This window comes from Saonia sp. (genome assembly GCF_056326165.1).
Genome location: NZ_JBWFBN010000001.1, coordinates 54,619 through 74,117, shown reverse-complemented (window position 1 = coordinate 74,117; position 19,499 = coordinate 54,619). Strand labels below are relative to the sequence as shown.

The 19,499-nt window shown below is 35.0% G+C and carries 21 protein-coding genes; 18 read left to right on the top strand and 3 right to left on the bottom strand.

Going from position 1 to position 19,499, the window contains the following annotated elements; all coding sequences use genetic code 11:
• Window positions 1-43: 43 nt before the first annotated feature.
• The 17 genes from porW (at window position 44) to AC000W_RS00260 (ending at window position 15,556) form a co-directional block, all read left to right on the top strand.
• Window positions 44-2,599 (top strand): type IX secretion system periplasmic lipoprotein PorW/SprE, encoded by a 2,556-nt coding sequence (gene porW, locus AC000W_RS00340; protein ID WP_474745088.1) that lies wholly within the window; start codon window positions 44-46, stop codon window positions 2,597-2,599.
• 4 nt (window positions 2,600-2,603) lie between these two features.
• Window positions 2,604-3,041 (top strand): bactofilin family protein, encoded by a 438-nt coding sequence (locus AC000W_RS00335; protein WP_474745087.1) that lies wholly within the window; start codon window positions 2,604-2,606, stop codon window positions 3,039-3,041.
• A complete protein-coding gene (locus AC000W_RS00330; RefSeq protein ID WP_474745086.1) occupies window positions 3,019-3,246 on the top strand; it encodes an AtpZ/AtpI family protein in 228 nt (75 codons plus the stop codon). The genes AC000W_RS00335 and AC000W_RS00330 overlap by 23 nt, the downstream gene beginning before the upstream one ends.
• Complete coding sequence (locus AC000W_RS00325; RefSeq protein WP_474745085.1) at window positions 3,246-3,638, top strand: DUF6168 family protein; 393 nt, start codon at window positions 3,246-3,248, stop codon at window positions 3,636-3,638. Before AC000W_RS00330 ends, AC000W_RS00325 begins: the two co-directional genes overlap by 1 nt.
• Before the next feature lie 119 nt (window positions 3,639-3,757).
• Entirely contained in the window at window positions 3,758-4,864 is a 1,107-nt protein-coding gene (gene atpB / locus AC000W_RS00320) for a F0F1 ATP synthase subunit A (protein WP_474745084.1), read from the top strand.
• A 36-nt stretch (window positions 4,865-4,900) separates the two neighbouring features.
• Window positions 4,901-5,092 carry an ATP synthase F0 subunit C gene (gene atpE / locus AC000W_RS00315; protein WP_424350270.1) on the top strand — a complete coding sequence of 64 codons (192 nt, stop codon included), beginning with the start codon at window positions 4,901-4,903 and terminating at the stop codon, window positions 5,090-5,092.
• A gap of 79 nt (window positions 5,093-5,171) precedes the next feature.
• Window positions 5,172-5,672 carry a F0F1 ATP synthase subunit B gene (locus AC000W_RS00310; RefSeq protein WP_474745083.1) on the top strand — a complete coding sequence of 167 codons (501 nt, stop codon included), beginning with the start codon at window positions 5,172-5,174 and terminating at the stop codon, window positions 5,670-5,672.
• Between the two features lie 6 nt (window positions 5,673-5,678).
• Window positions 5,679-6,218, top strand: coding sequence for an ATP synthase F1 subunit delta (gene atpH / locus AC000W_RS00305; RefSeq protein WP_474745082.1), 540 nt, complete (start codon window positions 5,679-5,681; stop codon window positions 6,216-6,218).
• 2 nt (window positions 6,219-6,220) lie between these two features.
• Window positions 6,221-7,798: a F0F1 ATP synthase subunit alpha gene (gene atpA / locus AC000W_RS00300; RefSeq protein WP_474745081.1), complete on the top strand. Its 1,578-nt coding sequence runs from the start codon at window positions 6,221-6,223 to the stop codon at window positions 7,796-7,798.
• A 127-nt stretch (window positions 7,799-7,925) separates the two neighbouring features.
• The gene (gene atpG, locus AC000W_RS00295) at window positions 7,926-8,783 is read left to right on the top strand and encodes an ATP synthase F1 subunit gamma (RefSeq protein WP_474745079.1); all 858 of its coding nucleotides are present in this window, start codon (window positions 7,926-7,928) and stop codon (window positions 8,781-8,783) included.
• 211 nt (window positions 8,784-8,994) lie between these two features.
• A complete protein-coding gene (locus AC000W_RS00290; RefSeq protein WP_474745078.1) occupies window positions 8,995-9,495 on the top strand; it encodes a hypothetical protein in 501 nt (166 codons plus the stop codon).
• 49 nt (window positions 9,496-9,544) lie between these two features.
• Entirely contained in the window at window positions 9,545-11,011 is a 1,467-nt protein-coding gene (locus AC000W_RS00285) for a lipopolysaccharide biosynthesis protein (protein ID WP_474745077.1), read from the top strand.
• Complete coding sequence (dut, locus tag AC000W_RS00280) at window positions 11,001-11,435, top strand: dUTP diphosphatase (RefSeq protein ID WP_474745075.1); 435 nt, start codon at window positions 11,001-11,003, stop codon at window positions 11,433-11,435. The genes AC000W_RS00285 and dut overlap by 11 nt, the downstream gene beginning before the upstream one ends.
• An 87-nt stretch (window positions 11,436-11,522) precedes the next feature.
• Entirely contained in the window at window positions 11,523-12,539 is a 1,017-nt protein-coding gene (locus tag AC000W_RS00275; RefSeq protein ID WP_474745074.1) for a sugar phosphate nucleotidyltransferase, read from the top strand.
• A gap of 64 nt (window positions 12,540-12,603) precedes the next feature.
• Window positions 12,604-13,539 (top strand): tetratricopeptide repeat protein, encoded by a 936-nt coding sequence (locus tag AC000W_RS00270; RefSeq protein WP_474745072.1) that lies wholly within the window; start codon window positions 12,604-12,606, stop codon window positions 13,537-13,539.
• A 21-nt stretch (window positions 13,540-13,560) separates the two neighbouring features.
• Window positions 13,561-14,328, top strand: a complete 768-nt coding sequence (gene lolB1 / locus AC000W_RS00265; protein ID WP_474745071.1) for a lipoprotein insertase outer membrane protein LolB1 — start codon at window positions 13,561-13,563, stop codon at window positions 14,326-14,328.
• Window position 14,329: 1 nt separating this feature from the next.
• A complete protein-coding gene (locus AC000W_RS00260) occupies window positions 14,330-15,556 on the top strand; it encodes a murein hydrolase activator EnvC family protein (protein WP_474745069.1) in 1,227 nt (408 codons plus the stop codon).
• Between the two features lie 3 nt (window positions 15,557-15,559).
• Here AC000W_RS00260 and AC000W_RS00255 read toward each other — a convergent pair whose 3' ends face one another.
• Window positions 15,560-16,069, bottom strand: coding sequence for an acyl-CoA thioesterase (locus tag AC000W_RS00255; RefSeq protein ID WP_474745068.1), 510 nt, complete (start codon window positions 16,067-16,069; stop codon window positions 15,560-15,562).
• A 50-nt stretch (window positions 16,070-16,119) separates the two neighbouring features.
• Window positions 16,120-17,103 (bottom strand): HU domain-containing protein, encoded by a 984-nt coding sequence (locus AC000W_RS00250; RefSeq protein WP_474745067.1) that lies wholly within the window; start codon window positions 17,101-17,103, stop codon window positions 16,120-16,122.
• 111 nt (window positions 17,104-17,214) lie between these two features.
• Between AC000W_RS00250 and dprA the strand changes: the two genes are divergently transcribed.
• The gene (gene dprA, locus AC000W_RS00245; RefSeq protein ID WP_474745066.1) at window positions 17,215-18,318 is read left to right on the top strand and encodes a DNA-processing protein DprA; all 1,104 of its coding nucleotides are present in this window, start codon (window positions 17,215-17,217) and stop codon (window positions 18,316-18,318) included.
• Between the two features lie 159 nt (window positions 18,319-18,477).
• Here dprA and trpS read toward each other — a convergent pair whose 3' ends face one another.
• Window positions 18,478-19,446: a tryptophan--tRNA ligase gene (trpS, locus tag AC000W_RS00240; RefSeq protein WP_474745064.1), complete on the bottom strand. Its 969-nt coding sequence runs from the start codon at window positions 19,444-19,446 to the stop codon at window positions 18,478-18,480.
• Between the last annotated feature and the right edge of the window lie 53 nt (window positions 19,447-19,499).

The window sequence follows — 19,499 nt, the reverse complement described above, 5'->3', positions numbered from 1 at the left end:
CTGCCTGTTTTTCTGTTAAGAGTAGACAAGAATATCGATAATTTTGAAGCTTCATTTTAAATTTATTTTATCTGCTGTTTTGGGGACTGTGGTTTTTAACGCATGTTCCACAAAAAAAGACGCCCTTATCAATCGAAATTGGCATGCCCTAAACACCAAGTACAATACCTTGTACAATGGGAACATTGCTTTTGAGGAAGGCAGGGAATCACTTAACGAATCGTACCTAGACGATTATTGGGAAGTACTTCCAATAGAGCGCCTAGAAGTGACAGATGAAATAAAACTGGATTCTGAAAACAACAACCCAAATTTTATAATTGCTGAAGAAAAAGCTACTAAGGCCATACAAAAACATAGTATGGATATTGAGGATGTGGAACGTAACCCACAGACTGATGAGGCATTTCTTTTGTTGGGCAAGGCTCGATATTTTGACCAACGTTACATTCCGGCATTGGAATCTTTTAATTATATCCTTCGTAAATATGAAGAGAGCGATAAGCTAAACGAAGCCACTATTTGGCGGGAAAAGGTGAACATTCGTTTGGAGAATGAAGAATTGGCCATAAAAAATCTAAAAAAGCTCTTTAAGTTTGAAACATTAAAAAATCAAGAATATGCTGATGCAAGGGCAGTAATGGCTCAAGCTTATATAAATTTAAATGCTCCTGATACAGCAATTCAACAACTTAAAATAGCATCAACTTACACTACTAAAAATCCAGAAAAAGGAAGGTATTATTTTATTATAGGTCAGTTGTACAATCAATTAAATCATAAAGACAGTGCCAACTATGCTTTTGATAAGGTGATTGCTTTAAACAGAAAATCTCCCCGAGTGTATATGATCAATGCACATCTACAAAAAATAAAAAACACCAACGTTACCCAGGAAAACAAGGAAGAGCTCTTAGAATATTTGACGGATTTAGAGGAAAACAGGGAAAACAGACCTTTTTTAGACAAAATATATAGGCAAATTGCAGAATATCATTTGGGAAACAAATCTGATAGTTTGGCACTGGCCTATTTTAACAAATCCCTTAGAGTAACTCAAAACGAACCCAAATTGAATGCGTTTAATTATACGGACTTGGCAGAGCATCATTTTGATAAGAATGAATATAAAAGTGCCGGGGCGTATTATGATAGTGTCTTGACTAACTTACCAGAGAACACAAGAACTTATCGTGCCATAAAAAAGAAATTGGACAATTTAGAAGACGTTATTGCCTATGAAGAAGTGGTACAGTATGCAGATAGTGTAATCGCCTTGTACAATATGCCCAAGGAGAAACAAACAGCTTATTTTGAGGAATATATTGCTGAGATAAAAAGAAAGGATGAAGAAGCTGCCAAAAAAGAAACAGAACGCGTAACAGCTGGCATAGCAGCATTTGCAGAGACTAAAGGAGGAAAGGCAAATAAAGGTAAATTCTATTTCTATAACATTACGAGTTTGGGTTATGGAAAGAACGACTTTAAGACCTTATGGGGAGAGCGTATTTTAGAGGACAACTGGAGATGGTCTAACAAAACAACAACTATTCCAACCGATGGGTTAGAAGGAGAAATTGTATCTACAACAAATACAGAGGCGGAGAATATAACGGAGGAACAAAAATATTCTCTGGATTTCTATTTAGATAAAATACCGACAGATGTTGCCGTTATTGATAGTCTAAAAACCGAACGAAATTTTGCCAACTATCAATTAGGGCTTATTTATAAGGAAAAGTTTAAAGAGAATCTTTTGGCGGCTGGCAAACTGGAAAGCGTTTTGGAATCTAACCCAGAAGTACGATTGATACTTCCATCCAAATACAACCTGTATAAAATATATGAGGAATCGGGGAGCAATTTGGCTTCCGGAATGAAAGAAAATATTATCAAAAACCACCCAAATTCACGCTATGCGGAAATATTATTGAACCCTCAAGCAGTTTTGGAAGGCAATACGGATGGTCCAGATGCTCAATATGCTAAGTTGTTTAAACTATATCAAGACCAAAAATTTTTACAAGTAATTACAGGCGCAGAAACAAACATCAATAATTTTGCAGGAGATCAAGTGGTGCCCAAGTTTGAAATGCTAAAAGCAAACGCTATAGGCAGATTACAGGGTTATAACGATTTTAAAGAGACCCTTACATATGTTGCACTTAACTATCCTAACAATCCAGAGGGCAAGAAAGCCCAACAGATGATAGATGATCAATTGCCAAAATTGGAACCCAAAGAATTTTCTTTGGAAACTGGCGCAACAAAAGGAAATTGGAAAGTAGTATTTCCTTTTAAAAGAAGGGAGAATGACAAAGCCATTGCTTTGATGGAGCTTTTGCAAAAATCCATTAAGGAACTGAAATATAGCAATATTGTTTCCAAGGATATTTATAATTTGGAAGACCAATTTATTGTAGTTCATGGCTTTACTTCAAAAGACAGGGCTTTGGGCTATGCAGAGCTGTTAAAAAACAACAAAGATTACAAAGTTGCTAATGAGAATTTTGTAATTTTATCAAAGAACTATAAAACAATACAAGTACATAAAAATATAGAAGAATATAAAGCGCAAGTTTTAACCCCAAAACCTTAGAACAATGTTTTCAGACAACAAAAAACCCAGAGTTATGACAGAATTAGGCGGACAACCGAACAGGATTGAAAAGAACACAAAAATTAAAGGAGATATTATCTCTGAAGCAGATTTTAGAATAGACGGAAAATTAGACGGGAACGTAAAAACTTCTGGAAAAGTAGTTATCGGAAAAGATGGCTATATTCATGGGAAAGTAGAATGTGTAAATGCAGATATTGAAGGAAGTTTTAATGGAGAACTTTTGGTTTCACAATTGCTGTCTTTAAAATCTTCTGCTGTAATAGAAGGCACAGTGTCAGTTGCTAAATTAGCTGTTGAACCAGGGGCTACCTTTAATGCAGCTTGTACAATGGGTGCAAAAAGCAAAAATGTTTCTAATACAACTTCTGGCTTTAAGCAAGAAGCTATAAAAACCAATGAACCAGCAAAAGCCTCCTAAGAAGAGTAAATTAAAGAACGCTTTAATCCTTACAGGCATTGCTTTTGAGATGGGAGCCATTATTTTTTTGGCTGCCAATGGGGGAAAATGGCTGGACAATCATTTCGGTACAGAAAAAAGAATTTTTACTGCTTTTGCCACACTAATTGGTGTGGCAATTTCTATTTGGGTAATTTTGCAACGTCTTAAAAGGCTTAAAAAGTAATGTCAAAAACTCACCCTGTAGTACAATTTATACTAATCATTCTAACATTATTAGGGGTCACTTTCTTTATTCATATTGCACTACTACAATATGCTGGGCTTCCAAAATATGACAACTTAATTATAGTATCTTATTTGATTAATGGTGTGCTTGCGTCATTAATTTACATTATTCTTTTTTTTTTAAAGGAGAAACTCAAAAACCAGATTGGCTTTCTTTTTATAGCAGGCAGTTTTTTAAAGTTCATCATCTTTTTTGCAATATTTTACCCTGTGTATAAAACTGATGGGGAAATGAGTAGGCTAGAATTTCTTGCGTTCTTTGTACCGTATGTTATTTCCCTGATTATAGAGACAATTTTCATGTCTAAAATGCTTAAAAATTTAGAATAAATTTATGATCCTTTTATTACAAGAAAAAGGCTATTAAATAAACTCTAAAAAAGCTTTTTTCTTTTTGCAATAATGGCTTACATTTGCACCGATTTTTGAGACACGATTATTTGAGTGATATGCCAGGAAAATTTTCAATTAAAAAGATTACAGTTTTATTGCTTTTAATTTCTTTTGTATCTGTTGCTCAGCATCATGAGACAAAAGAAGCGAATGAGATTCCTTCAACTCATGAAGTAGCTGAGGTAAGTTTTAGAGATAAAATAAAGGCGGACATTGATCATCATATACAAGATTCACACTCATTCACTTTTTTTTCCGATTCAGAAAAGAACAAACATTATGGTTTTTCTCTTCCTGTAATTTTATGGGATAATGGGATACAGTTTTTCTCTTCTTCTAAATTCCATCATGGTGAAACTGTTGCTGAAAACAATGGAAACTACTACAAATTGTATCACAACAAGATTTACAAAACGGACGCTAAGGGTGCAATAGATTATGATAGTGAACACCATGTTTCAAATGCAAAACCGTTAGATTTTTCTATTACCAAGAATGTGGTAATGATATTCGTCACTGGTATTTTGATGTTTTTATTGTTTGGAGGCTTGGCTAAATCTTTTGGAAAAGGACCAATAGCAAAGGGGGCAGGACGTTTCTTTGAACCTATAGTTTTGTATATTAGAGATGATATTGCCAAACCAAATATAGGTGAGAAAAAGTATAAAAAATATATGCCATTCTTGTTGACCGTATTTTTCTTTATTTGGTTTTTAAATTTATTGGGGCTCACCCCTCTTGGAATAAATGTTACTGGGAATATTGCTATTACTCTAGCATTGGCTTTACTAACTTTTATTATCACGATATTTTCAGGAAATAAAAATTACTGGAAACACATATTTTGGATGCCAGGAGTTCCTTGGCCTATGAAAATTATTTTAGCGCCAATTGAATTACTGGGAGTTTTCATCAAGCCTTTTGCTTTAATGATACGTTTATATGCCAACATCATGGCTGGGCATGTAGTGCTAATGAGTATTATAGCACTGATTTTTATATTTCAAAATTGGATAGGCGGAGGTTTGAGTTTGTTTCTTGCATTCTTCCTTTCTATAATAGAGGTTTTAGTAGCGGCATTACAAGCATATATCTTTACACTGTTATCAGCTTTATATTTTGGTTTTGCAGTAGAAGAGCATGAACACGAAGAAGCACATTAATAAATTGAATTTTTTAATTTTAATTATATATACATTATGGAAATTCCAACTATAGTAGGAGCAGGTTTAATTGTTATCGGTGTTGGTATCGGTATTGGTAGAATTGGTGGTTCAGCAATGGACGCTATTGCTCGTCAGCCTGAGGCTACTGGTAAAATTCAAACAGCGATGTTGATTGCAGCAGCACTTATTGAAGGTATTGGGTTTGCAGCTTTATTTGTAGGCTAAAAACAACCAATTATTAGGCAATAACTATAACGGTTGGTTATAGTTATTGCCTATAACAAATTGAATTAAAAAAAATATTATGGAAAAATTAATTAATGATTTTTCATTTGGGTTATTTGTTTGGCAGATAATACTTTTTGTAGCCTTACTTCTTTTATTAAGAAAATTTGCATGGAAACCAATCCTAAATGCGGTAAACGATAGGGAAGATGGTATTAAAGACGCATTGGCAGCTGCCGAGAATGCAAAAAAAGAAATGCAGAATGTTACTGCGGATAGTGAAAAACTATTGAAAGAGGCACGTGCAGAAAGAGAAGCATTGCTTAAAGAAGCACGCGAAATAAAAAACACAATTGTTGCAGACGCTAAAGAGCAAGCTCAAGCTGAAGGAGATAAAATGATAAAGCAAGCACAAGCGGCAATCGAAAGTGAAAAGAAAGCAGCTGTTGCAGATATAAAAAATCAGGTAGCTAATTTATCAGTAGAAATTGCTGAAAAAGTTATCAAAGAAGAATTGTCAAACAAAGGCAAGCAGTTAAAACTGGTTGAAGATATGTTGGGCGATATCAAACTGAACTAATTAAAGATGAACGAAGCTAGAGCAGCCATACGTTACGCCAAAGCAACTTTGGATTTTGCAGTCGAGAAGAAAGCAGCAGATGCTATTGATGCAGATATGCGTTCTATTTCTAGTACAATTTCGGATAATGCTGAACTGCAGAATTTTTTAGACAATCCAGTTACTAAGAGTGGAATAAAAAAGAATGCTTTAAAAGAAGTTTTTAAAGGTAGTCATGAGATTACTAAAGGATTGATTGATACACTAACTGATAATAAGCGTATTAACCTATTAAAAGACGTAGCCTTAAAATATATAATTCTTCACGAGCAGTTAAAAGGAAAGGATATTGCTTATGTAACAACAGCAGTTCCTTTAACAGCAGATTTGGAAAAGAAAATATTGGCCCAAGTAACTAAGATTACTGGGAACAATGTCACTATTGAAAATAAAGTTGACGAAAGTATTGTGGGCGGTTTTGTATTGCGTGTTGGAGATACGCAATATGATGCTAGCGTAGCAAATAAATTAAACGGATTAAAAAGAGAATTTACAAATAGTCTATAAAGATGGCAGGAGTAAAAGCAGCTGAGGTATCAGCAATATTAAAACAACAATTGTCCGGATTCGAAGCTAAAGCTTCTTTGGATGAAGTAGGAACGGTTTTACAAATTGGTGATGGTATTGCCAGAGTGTACGGTTTATCTAATGTTGGATACGGTGAATTAGTGGAGTTCGAAGGAGGTTTACAAGGAATCGTACTTAACTTAGAAGAAGATAACGTAGGTGTTGTATTGTTAAGCCCTTCTAGAGATGTTAAAGAAGGTACTACAGTAAAACGTACACAAACTATTGCATCTATTAAAGTAGGTGAAGGGATTGTTGGTCGTGTTGTAAACACATTAGGTCTTCCTATTGATGGTAAAGGTGCTATCTCTGGAGACTTATACGAAATGCCATTGGAGCGTAAAGCGCCAGGTGTTATCTTCCGTGAACCAGTAACAGAACCATTACAAACAGGAATTAAAGCAATTGATGCTATGATTCCAGTAGGTAGAGGTCAACGTGAGTTGGTAATTGGTGACCGTCAAACGGGTAAAACAACAGTTTGTATTGATACCATCCTTAATCAAAAAGAATTTTACGATGCAGGAGTTCCTGTATATTGTATATATGTTGCAATTGGTCAAAAAGCCTCTACAGTTGCTGCCATTGCACAAACATTAGAAGATAAAGGCGCATTAGCATATACAACTATAGTTGCTGCTAACGCATCTGACCCTGCAGCAATGCAGGTATACGCTCCATTTGCAGGTGCTGCAATTGGTGAGTATTTTAGAGATACAGGTAGACCAGCATTGATTATTTATGATGATTTATCTAAACAAGCAGTTGCGTATCGTGAGGTTTCTTTATTATTAAGAAGACCACCGGGACGTGAGGCTTATCCAGGAGATGTATTCTACCTTCACTCTAGATTATTAGAGCGTTCTGCAAAAGTTATTGCAGATGATGGTATTGCAAAGAATATGAATGACCTTCCAGATTCATTAAAACCAATCGTAAAAGGTGGAGGTTCATTAACAGCCTTGCCAATTATTGAGACGCAAGCAGGTGATGTATCAGCATATATTCCAACCAATGTAATTTCTATTACAGATGGTCAAATTTTCTTGGAACAAGATTTATTTAACCAGGGTGTTCGTCCAGCAATTAACGTAGGTATTTCGGTATCTCGTGTTGGTGGTAATGCACAGATTAAATCAATGAAGAAAGTAGCAGGTACATTAAAACTGGATCAAGCACAATTCCGTGAATTGGAAGCGTTTGCTAAGTTTGGTTCTGATTTGGATGCTGCAACCTTAAATGTGATTGAAAAAGGACGTCGTAACGTTGAAATATTAAAACAAGCACAAAACGACCCTTTTACAGTAGAAGATCAAGTAGCAATTATCTATGCAGGTTCTAAGAACTTGTTAAAAGATGTTCCTGTTGATAAAGTAAAAGAATTTGAAACTGATTTTATCGAATTCTTAAACGCTAAACATAGAGGTGTTTTAGATACATTAAAGTCAGGTAAACTTACGGATGAGGTTATTGATACCTTAACATCGGTTTGTAAAGACATGTCTGAGAAGTATAATTAAAAAGAGTACAGAATATAAAGTACAAAGTAATGAGAACATGTTGTTTTTATTTATGTGCTTAATATTCTTAAAGTGTTTTGTTAGAATGTAGTTTAACTACTATTTACTCAATACTTAATATTATAAAATGGCAAACTTAAAAGAAATACGTAATAGAATAGCGTCGGTTTCATCAACCATGCAGATAACCAGTGCCATGAAAATGGTATCTGCTGCTAAATTGAAAAAAGCGCAGGATGCTATTACTGCTATGCGACCTTATTCAGATAAATTAACTGAGCTTTTACAAAGTTTAAGTGGTAGTTTAACTGAAGGTGGAAGCAAATTTGCTGATAATAGAGAAGTAGAAAAAGTATTAGTTGTGGCCATTACCTCAAACAGAGGTTTGTGTGGTGCCTTTAACACTAATATTTTAAAACAAAGTATTGTTTTAGCAAACGATACATATGCAGGTAAGCAGGTAGATTTTATTGCAATAGGGAAGAAGGCAAATGATAGTTTAGGAAAAAACTTCAATGTAATAGCAAATCATAGTAGTGTTTATGACGATCTTACATTTGACAATGTAGCTGAGATTGCGGAAAGTTTAATGAAGCAATTTACTACTGGCGAGTATGATAAAATTGAATTGGTATATAACAAATTTAAAAATGCAGCTACTCAAATTATAATGAGCGAGCAGTTTTTGCCAATTGTCCCTTTGGAAGGGGATACTAATTCTAATGCTGACTACATTTTTGAACCATCCAAGGTTGAGATTGTAGAACAGTTAATTCCTAAGTCACTAAAAACGCAATTGTACAAAGCAGTACGAGATTCTTTTGCTAGTGAACATGGTGCGCGTATGACTGCAATGCATAAGGCTACGGACAATGCAACAGAGCTTAGAGACCAATTGAAGTTAACATACAACAAAGCAAGACAAGCAGCTATTACCAATGAAATCCTTGAAATTGTTGGTGGAGCGGAAGCGTTGAACAATTAGGCGTAGCATTGCGAAGCCAAATTTACAAAGAGCAGAAACGTTGAACAATTAAATGATTTGTCATTCCTGCGTAGGCAGTAATCCATATAATATAAAAAACCTCACAATACCGTGAGGTTTTTTGTTTATAGAACTGTGCATAATATTTGTCTCTTCAGTATTTGGCACTACTTTTGGTTTTATATCTTTATAAAATCAATTATCTAGAAAAATGAGAAACTTTGTATATACAGGAATAATAATGACCCTATTATTTTCAGGCTGCTCTTCACAGAAAAAGCTACAAACAGAAGTGCCTTTTGTTTTAGGAAATGTTACTGCCCAAAAATGGGTGGGTGGTATGGAACAATCTGGAACGGGCTATGAGTTAAAAATTCCTGTGACAGAAATCCTTATGGATAATGTTGAGTTAAAAGAGGTGTTTTTTAGAGGAAGAATTGCCAAAGTTTCTTTTATGGACGATAAGGAAACTGCAGTTGCAAAATACACCACTACAAAACCAGATATTATTATGCATGCCGATCCAAGAGAAGAAGCAGGAAATCAACCTCCTGCAATGGATAAAAACAATAGAAAGAAGTTCCCATTTGAACTAAATGATACAGAGGCTGTGCTGAGTTTTAATGAAAATGGCAAAACCAAGTACTTTAAAATAGATAAAGTAAAGGAAATAGCCCCTAAAATATATCCAGCAGCAAAACCTCGGAACTAACTTTGTTCACAGGGTTTAAATAACTACTTTTAAACTCTATTTCACGGTATTGAATCCACTAAAGAAACTCTTTAAGCAAACATTCATATATGGCTTGGCAACTGTGTTGCCAAAAATGCTGTCGTTTTTACTCCTGCCTTTATATACTGGCATTTTGGAAACAGCTGGTTATGGAAAAATATCATTCATCTTTGCTTGGTTTGCCATATTTAATGTGATTTTGGCGTACGGGATGGAGACTTCTTTTTTTAGATTTTACAATGGCTCTAGGGATAAGCACAAAGTAACATCTACTGCATTGTTATCCGTTTTTGGGACCACTATTATTTTTTTGGTATTGGCACTTATGCTTCAAAATACAGTGGCCGATATTACTAAGATTGATGAAAAATACATTAAATACACTATTTATATTATTGCATTGGATGCCTTGGTTGTAGTTCCCTTTGCTTGGTTAAGGGCAAGGGAGAAACCCATGCGTTATTCTTTGGTGAAAATTATGAATGTGGTTATTAATTTAGGACTGAATATTTTTTTCCTTTTAGTACTTCCCAAAATTGTAGAGAACAATCCAGATTCATTTTTAAATGGCTTATACAAACCAAATTTTGAAATTTCGTACATTTTTATATCAAACCTTATTGCCAGCGCAGTTACATTTTTATTGATGGTACGTCTTTACTTTAAAAGACCCTATGTGTTTGGAGTTTCTTTATGGAAAAAAATGATGCAATATGGGTTGCCAATTCTTGTGGCTGGTATTGCATTTACCATAAATGAGGTTTTTGATCGTATTTTACTTACTGAATTGCTACCTGAAAACATTGCAGAAAGTGAGGTTGGGAAGTATTCTGCATGTTATAAATTGGCATTATTTATGACCCTTTTTGGCACAGCGTTTAGAATGGGTATAGAACCTTTCTTTTTTAGCCATTCTAATTCTAGAAAACCACAATTAGCCTATGCCCAGATTACTAATTATTTTGTAGTTCTTGGAAGTGTTATTCTTTTGGGGGTCATAGTATTCTCAGATGTGTTAAAAGTAATTTTTATTCCAAATCAGGATTATTGGGAAGCTATGACTATAGTCCCAATTATAATTCTTGCTGCTTTCTTTTTAGGAATTTATCATAGTTTGTCTGTATGGTACAAAGTAACAGACAAGACCATTTATGGCGCATATATTTCAATGATTGGTGCTGTTTTGACTATTATGATTAACTATGCCATGATTCCAAAAATTGGATATATGGCGTCAGCCCTTGCTACATTATCTGCTTATGGCAGTATGATGTTGCTTTCCTATTTCTTTGGAAGAAGGTATTATCCAGTACCCTATAATATGAGAAAAATCTTGTTTTATTTATTAGTGTCGATAAGTTTTTCTGCAATTTCGTTTTATGTTTTTAACAGGAATTTGATTATTGGCAGCATACTGTTTGCGCTCTTTTTGGGACTGGTATATAAGTTAGAAAATGAAAAACTAAAAAAAATATTTCTTAAGAATGAAGATTAAAATAATTAACCGTTCCAATCACTCTTTACCGCATTATGAGACTATTGCTTCGGCAGGGATGGATTTACGAGCCAATATTTCAGAATCGGTTACGTTACAAAGCTTAGAGAGAGCCATTATTAAAACAGGTCTTTTTATTGAACTGCCGATAGAATTTGAAGCACAGGTAAGACCTAGAAGCGGCTTGGCCGCCAAAAAAGGCATAACTGTGTTAAATGCACCAGGAACAGTAGATGCAGACTATAGAGGGGAGATAGGAGTTATTCTTGTGAACCTTTCCAACGAAGAATTTGTTGTGGAACCTGGAGAGCGAATAGCTCAATTGGTAATTGCTAAACACGAAAGAGCGGAATGGTTAGAAGTTGAAAAATTATCCGAAACTCAAAGAGGAGAAGGTGGTTTTGGAAGTACAGGAGTAAAATAAGATTGTAATTCCTGCGAAGGCAGGAAACCATTAAATATGATTAGTTCAAAAAAGAGATTTCTGCTTTTGAAGCAATAATACAACAATATGAAAATAATAGTTCCAATGGCAGGTCGTGGGTCGCGTCTTCGCCCGCATAGTTTAACAGTTCCCAAACCATTAATTCCCGTTGCAGGGAAACCCATTGTACATCGTTTGGTAAGTGACATCACTAAAATATTGGGCGAAAAAGTTGATGAAATAGCATTTATTTTAGGAGATCCAGCTTTTTTTGGAGATGATGTTGTTGAGAGCCTAAAAGAATTGGCTCAGAGTTTAGATGCCAAGCCTACTATTTATCGTCAGTTAGACCCAAAAGGAACAGGCCATGCTATAATGTGTGCAGAACCATCACTTTCTGGACCTGCGGTTATTGCATATGCGGACACATTGATTAGGGCGAATTTTGATTTAGACAAGGAAGTTGACAGCGTTATTTGGACAAAAAAAGTGGAAAATCCTGAAGCTTTTGGAGTGGTGAATTTAAATGAGCGTGGTGAGATTACAGAATTGGTAGAAAAGCCAGAAACTTTTGTAAGTGACCAAGCGGTTATTGGCATATATTATTTTAAAGATGTAGGTGTTTTAAAGAACGAGCTGCAGTATGTTTTGGATAATAACATCATAAATGGCGGAGAATACCAGATAAATGACGGAATTAAGCGGATGATGGCTACTGGGAAAGTCTTTAAAACAGGGACTGTAGATGAGTGGATGGATTGCGGTAACAAAAACGTAACTGTGGAAACTAACCAAAGGATGCTTGGGTTTTTGGAAAAAGATGGAGAGGCATTGATTGCGGATTCAGTTAAATTGGATAATGCCAATATTATTGAGCCATGTTTTATAGGAGAAAACGTGGTGTTAAAAAACTCTACCATTGGCCCATATGTTTCGGTAGGGAATAATACTGTTATTGAGAATTCAACCATTAAGAATAGTATAATACAGACACATAGCAAAATAAATAGTGCTAATTTGGACAATGCTATGATTGGAAACCATGTGGTTTTTAATGGTAAATTTGAAACTATAAGTATTGGGGATTATTCAGTACTGGAATAGTTTTTGTGATTGATACTTGGATATCATTTTTAAGTAGAATCGAAAAATCTTTTTGTTGAATGAAATGAAGGCAAGTATACATTTTCTAATATCTTGTTTGTTTGGGTTTGTAATCCTCGTAGATGTCCACGCCCAAGAAGGAGAGATTGATGTAGAAGAGAGCGCTGAGGTTTTTCTGGAAGAGTATTCAGATGAGTTTCAAGAAGCATTTTTTGAAGCTTTAAAACAAAAGGGTATCGAGAATTATGACAGGGCAATAAACCTTCTTTTAAAATGCAAAAACCTAGACCCTATCAATAAGGTGGTCGATTCGGAACTTGCAAAAGCATACTATGCGTCAAAAAAATATGTTTCAGCACAAGAATATGCAATAAATGCGGTTAGTGCTGCTCCAGAAAATATCTGGTATCTTAATACTTTAGTGGACATCATCCAAAAGCAAGGAACAACTATCGAAAGTGTTAGTGCACAGATTCCATTTACAAATATCAAGCTAAAAGAGAATTTGGCTACAGTCTATTATAACCAGAAAAAATACAATAAAGCATTAAATATACTGAAGAGTATAAAAAAATCTGACTTCACAGAAATTTTAACATCAAAAATCAAGGATTCAATTGACCATGCAGCTAAACCTAACGCAAAAGGCATTAAAAACACAGTTGTAGAGAGAGAAGTTAACCCAGTTGAAGAACTTAAACTTCAAATTGAAGGGTTGTTAGTGACCAAAAGTGATTTTAAGTCATTAGAAAGCTTAAGTTTGGAAGCTATGGAAAGTTTTCCTTCTCAGCCCTATTTCTATTATGTAAATGGATTGGCTTTGAATAAAAACGGAAAGTCAGAAGAAGCTGTGGAAATTTTAGAATTGGCTTTGGATTATATTTTGGATGATGTGGATTTAATGAATAAAGTCTACCATGAGTTGGCAAATGCATTCAATGCACTTGGAAATAGTGGCAAGGCAAATAATTATCTTAGTAAAATTAAATCTGGTTTGTAGATTATGGTTAAACACTATAAAATGACAAAAAAGTTGATATTGGTTTTCATTACCACCTTAGTACTGTTTTCCTGTAAAACAAATAAGGTCTTGACTGATGGTAAGATAGATGATGGTTTAGCGGCCAAAAATGTCATTAAGAACCATTACAATAATCAACTTAGTTATAAAACGCTTACTGGCAGAATGAAAATTGATTATTCTGATGGGGAATCTTCACAAGGTGTAAGTGTTAGTTTGCGTATGGAAAAGGACAAGGCCATATGGATAAGTGCCCCACTTGGGATGGTTAAGGTCTATATTACACCAAATAGGGTGTCGTTTTATAATAAATTACAAAACGAATATTTTGATGGCGACTTTAGCTATCTAAGCAATTTATTGGGAACCGAATTGAATTTTGAAAAAGTTGAGAACCTATTGTTGGGTCAAGCTATTTTTGACTTAAGAGAAGAAAAGTATGATGTTTCGGTAAACAATAGCAATTACGAATTAAAACCTAGAAAGGCACAAGATTTATTTAAGGCATTGTTTCAAATAGAACCACAGAATTTTAAAATGGCAACTCAGCAAATTTCACAACCTTGGGAAAAAAGATTGTTAGAAGTTCAGTATAAAAATTATCAAGAGATAGAGAAAAGAGTCTTGCCAAATGAAATTGGCATTGTTGCTTTGCAAGATGATGAAAGAACTACAATAGATATAAAGTATAGGAGCATGGAGTTCAATAAATCAGTTAATTTTCCATATAAAATACCAAAAGGTTTTAAAGAAGTAGTTTTAAAGTAATATGAAACATAAAGGCATTCATTTTATTTATGTTGTTTTAGTTACACTATTTATGTGTGCCCCCATTTTTGCTCAAACCAATGAGCAAAAAGCATTAGAGGCTAAGAGGGCACAGCTCCAAAATGAAATAAAAGAAATAAATCGTCTTCTTTTTGCTGAAAAGAGAGAGAAAGGAAACGTCTTGGATCAAATGGATGCTTTGGACCAAAAAATTAATATAAGTCAGCAGTTAATAAGGGTTACTAATCAACAATCCAATCTATTGAACAGGCAAATCAATACTAACATTCGGAGTATTTCTAAGTTAAGAGATGATTTAAAGACCTTAAAGGAGGAATATGCCAATATGATTCAAAAATCATATCAAAACAAGTCTCAAGAAAGTAGATTAATGTTCCTGTTATCCTCAGAAAACTTTTTTCAGGCGTTTAAACGCTTTCAGTATATGAAGCAATATACGGAGTATAGAAAAGAACAAGGCGAGCAGATTGTTTCCAAAACGGACGAGCTAGCCAATTTAAATAGAGGACTTACTGAACAGCGAAAGCAAAAGGATGTGCTTATAGCCGAGAATTTAAAAACAAAAAGTGCACTTTCTAGGGAAATGAACAACCAAAAAGAATTATTAAGGTCCATAAGAAGCAATGAAAGCAAATACACTTCGGCTATTCAAAAAAAGAAAAGTGAGGCTCGGAAAATAGACCAACAGATAGAGAGGTTGATTCGTAGTGCCATTGTAGCATCTAACAAGGCATCTGGAAACACTACCAATAGCAATACGTTTGCATTGACACCTGAAGCGACTTTGATTGCCAATAATTTTACTGCCAATAAGGGGAAATTAATATGGCCAGTTGAAAAAGGAATTAAAAGCAAAGGTTTTGGTGTATATAGCGACGCCGTATATCCTGGAATAAAACACCAAAACAATGGTGTTATTATAGCAACAGACAAGGGCTCCAAGGCTCGCGCTGTTTTTGAAGGTGAAGTTATTGCAATTTTGGCAGTTCCAGGGGGTAGTAAAGGTGTTCAAATAAAACATGGAAATTTTATAAGCACCTACTATAATTTATCTGATTTGTATGTAAAAAAAGGAGACAAAGTGGTAGTTAAACAAGAATTGGGAGAAATAAATACCAATCGGTCTAATGGACAAACCCAATTAAAATTCTATTTGTATAAAAACACAACCAAATTAAATCCAGAGGAGTGGATTTATCAGTTATAAAGCTTAACCCATAAACAACGCCTTAAGCTCTGTAGCGTCATTGGGCTTCATTTTTCCTGCCAAGACTAGACTTAATTGTTTTCTTCGTAAAGCGCCAGCAAATCGTTCCTTTTCAAGCTCAGTTTCTGGATGAATAGCTGGAACTTTTGTCGGTTTGCCATTGTCATCAACGGCAACAAAGGTATAAATGGCTTCATTGGCTTTTAATCGGCCACCATCAACGTCTTCCATCCAAACATCAATATAGACTTCCATAGATGTGTTAAAAGCTCTGGAAACCTTTGCTTCTACGGTCACCACACTTCCTAATGGAACCGCCATATTAAAAGCAACATGGTTAACAGAGGCAGTTACGGTAACACATTTACTATGGCGACCAGCAGCAATACTTGCGGCTCTGTCCATCCTGGCCAATAATTCACCCCCGAATAAATTGTTTAAGGAATTGGTTTCACTTGGGAGCACCATATCCGTCATGGTGGTTATAGATTCACTGGGCGTTTTGGACTGCATATCTTTATTTTGAGCAAAGATAGTACTTACTTAAAATAAAGAAGGGATTATTATTTTACTGAAAGCATCCAAGCTTCACTAGATTCAGTTCTTTTTACTTTTCTAAGGAATTGCAATGCTTCCTTGGCATCTGTAAAACTATCATAGCTTATTTGGTGTAGTCCGTGCGGATTAGTGCCAATATATGCTGCATTATAACCCCTGTCCCTTAACTCCTGTACTTTTTTCTCTGCGTTTGCTTCAATTCTAAAAGCGCCAGCTACGATATGATGTACTTTTTGGCCATTTTTGGGAGTTGGCGCAACCTTGGGAGTGTTTTTTGCCTTTGCTTCAATGGTTAAAGCTGGTAACTCCATAGGTTTGGTGTTAAAGAAAGTAGCCTCTTGAATGTTTCTAAAAACTTCTTTTTGGGCATCTTGTCTTACCACATCTTGATTTCCAAGGGTATTTTTATAGAATTGAAAACCAGTAAAACCCGTTGACAATGCAAGCAAAATAATAGCGGCATATTTTAAATAAGGTCTAAAGGAGCTACTTTCAGCGACTTCTTCCCTAGTTTCTGGAGTAATGATAAAAGGAATTCTTTCTTCCAACTCAATTACTTCTTCTTTTAAAACTTCTCTGGTTACAGGTGCAGAAACAAAAGACTTTAATCCATATGATGAAGTAAGATAATTTACCAACTGCGTAGGCTGAAATTGAATTTTCCCTTCATCATTTAACCACATATCGCCAATATTTGGTAACATTAATCTTTTACCACTATTTAATTGCGTTTTCCACTCCTCAACAGAATTCTCTACATGAATCAACATATCTTCATAGGAAATCTTTTCAACATCGGCCATATAGGAAACTAGTAAGCCATCATTGGAGGCCACCTGTTCATTAAAAGAAAGCACTTTGCTGGGAGGATAAAATGTATGGGTATTTTCCAGAATATAAGCAGATTTTGCTTGTGTAAGAAAAGCACCAAGTTTTGGCACTGTTACACAGTTATATCGATACAGTAAATCAGCTATATATTTTTCCATAGGCTCTAAGACAAATATTGAAAAAAATAGGGACGAATAAAATAAGTCGCATAACTTTTTATTAACATTCTAAATTATGTATTTTGGTAGGCTACCGTTAAGATTTTTTAAATGACTAGAGATGAATTGATTGCAGCCTTAAGACTTCAAAACATCCCAAATATTGGGGATGTTACGGCTAAAAAGCTGATTTCCCATTGTGGTAGTCCATCGGCCGTTTTTGAGGATAAGAGGCAAAACTTATTAAAAATCAACGGTATTGGCACACATACAATTCAGGGTCTTTATGACGCAGAACACTTGGAGGCAGGCGAACAGGAATTTGAATATATTCAGAGAAGTAATGTGTCTTTCAGTTATTTTATGGATGATAATTATCCTGCTTATCTAAAGCATTGTATTGATGGCCCTATTTTAATTTTTAGCAAGGGAGCTATTGACATAATGGATCGAAAAATTATAAGTGTGGTTGGCACAAGAAACATTACAAGTTATGGTACTGCATTTTGTGAAAAATTGGTTGAAGATTTAGCTCCTCTTAATCCGGTAATCGTTAGTGGTTTTGCCTATGGTGTGGATATTTGCATTCAAAAAGCGGCATTAAAGTATAATCTGCAAACAATAGGTTGTTTGGCGCATGGATTAAACCAAATATACCCAAAGGTACATTCTAAGTATGTTGCTGAAATAGAGAGAAACGGGGGCTTTATGACTGAATTTTGGAGCAATAGCAATCCAGAACGCGAGAACTTTTTAAAACGCAACAGAATCATTGCTGGAATGGCCGAAGCTACAATTGTTGTGGAATCTGCAGAGAAGGGCGGAAGTTTGGTTACGGCAGATATTGCTAATAGTTATGATAGAGAAGTTTTTGCTGTGCCTGGACGAGCTGGGGATAAATATAGTACGGGGTGCAATAATCTAATAAAACAACAAAAAGCACATATGTTGACCTCGGCAGCTGACTTAATCTATTTGTTGAACTGGGAAGTTAAAACCAAAGAAAGTAAGACGGTACAAAAGCAATTGTTTGTTGAACTTAATACTGATGAAAAAATCATATATGATTTTTTACATAAAAATGGAAAGCGGTTATTGGATAGTATTGCTTTGGAATGTAAGCTACCTGTTTACAAAGTTTCTTCTACCCTTTTGAACATGGAAATGAAAGGAGCCATACGTCCTTTACCTGGAAAATTGTTTGAAGCTATATAGCATTTAGCAAACCACGTGGTCTGTAAAATATTTAAAAAGAGATAGAAATGAATAAATAGTGCATTTCATCGATGTTTTTCTTTTTCCAATCAGAATCTAATTCTTTGATAAGTAGAAGTAAAACTTTAAAAACAAACTAGGTGGTTTGTTAGGCTAAAATTAATACCCAACCTTATTTCTAACTCGAGCCAGCACTTCATTCGCTACTTTTTTGGCTTTTTCTGCTCCAATTGCTAGAGCTTCATCAACTTCATTTGGGTTGTTTATATAATAATCAAACTTCTCACGAGCTTCATCAAACTTGTTTACTATAACCTCATACAAGGCTTGCTTTGCATGCCCGTATCCATAGTTTCCAGCCAAATAATTGGCGCTCATTTCTTCAATCTGTTCCTGTGAGGCTAAGATTTTGTAGAGCGCAAAAACGTTATCATGGGTTGGGTCTTTTGGTTCTTCCATAGGAGTACTATCGGTTTGTATGCCCATAATTTGTTTTCGTAATTTCTTATCGGTTTGGAAAATATCAATGATATTCCCTTGGCTTTTGCTCATTTTACCGCCATCAGTCCCAGGAATATACATAGTTTCCTCTTGCACCTTGGCTTCAGGTAACACAAAAGTCTCTCCCAATTGCGCATGAAAACGGGAAGCAACATCTCTAGTCATTTCCAAATGCTGTAATTGATCTTTCCCAACAGGTACTATATTGGCATCATACAACAGAATATCTGCCGCCATGAGCATTGGGTATGTAAACAACCCGGCATTTACATCTTCTAACCTGTCTGCCTTGTCTTTAAATGAGTGGGCAAGTGTTAATCTTTGATATGGGAAGAAGCAACTTAGGTACCAAGCAAGTTCTGTTACCTGTGGAACATCACTTTGTCTATAAAAAACAGACTTTTCTATGTCCAAGCCAAAAGCCAACCAGGTTGCAGCTGTGGCATAAGTATTGTTTCGCAATACTGCTCCGTCTTTTATTTGTGTAAGCGAATGCATATCAGCAATAAAAAGAAAAGCTTCATTCTCTGGATTTTCTGCCATTCGTATAGCTGGTAAAATTGCACCCAATATATTTCCCAAGTGTGGGGTTCCTGTACTTTGTACTCCTGTTAAGATTCTTGCCATTTATTATTTTAATGAAAGTGAGACAAAGGTAAAAGAAATCATAAAAAACCTTT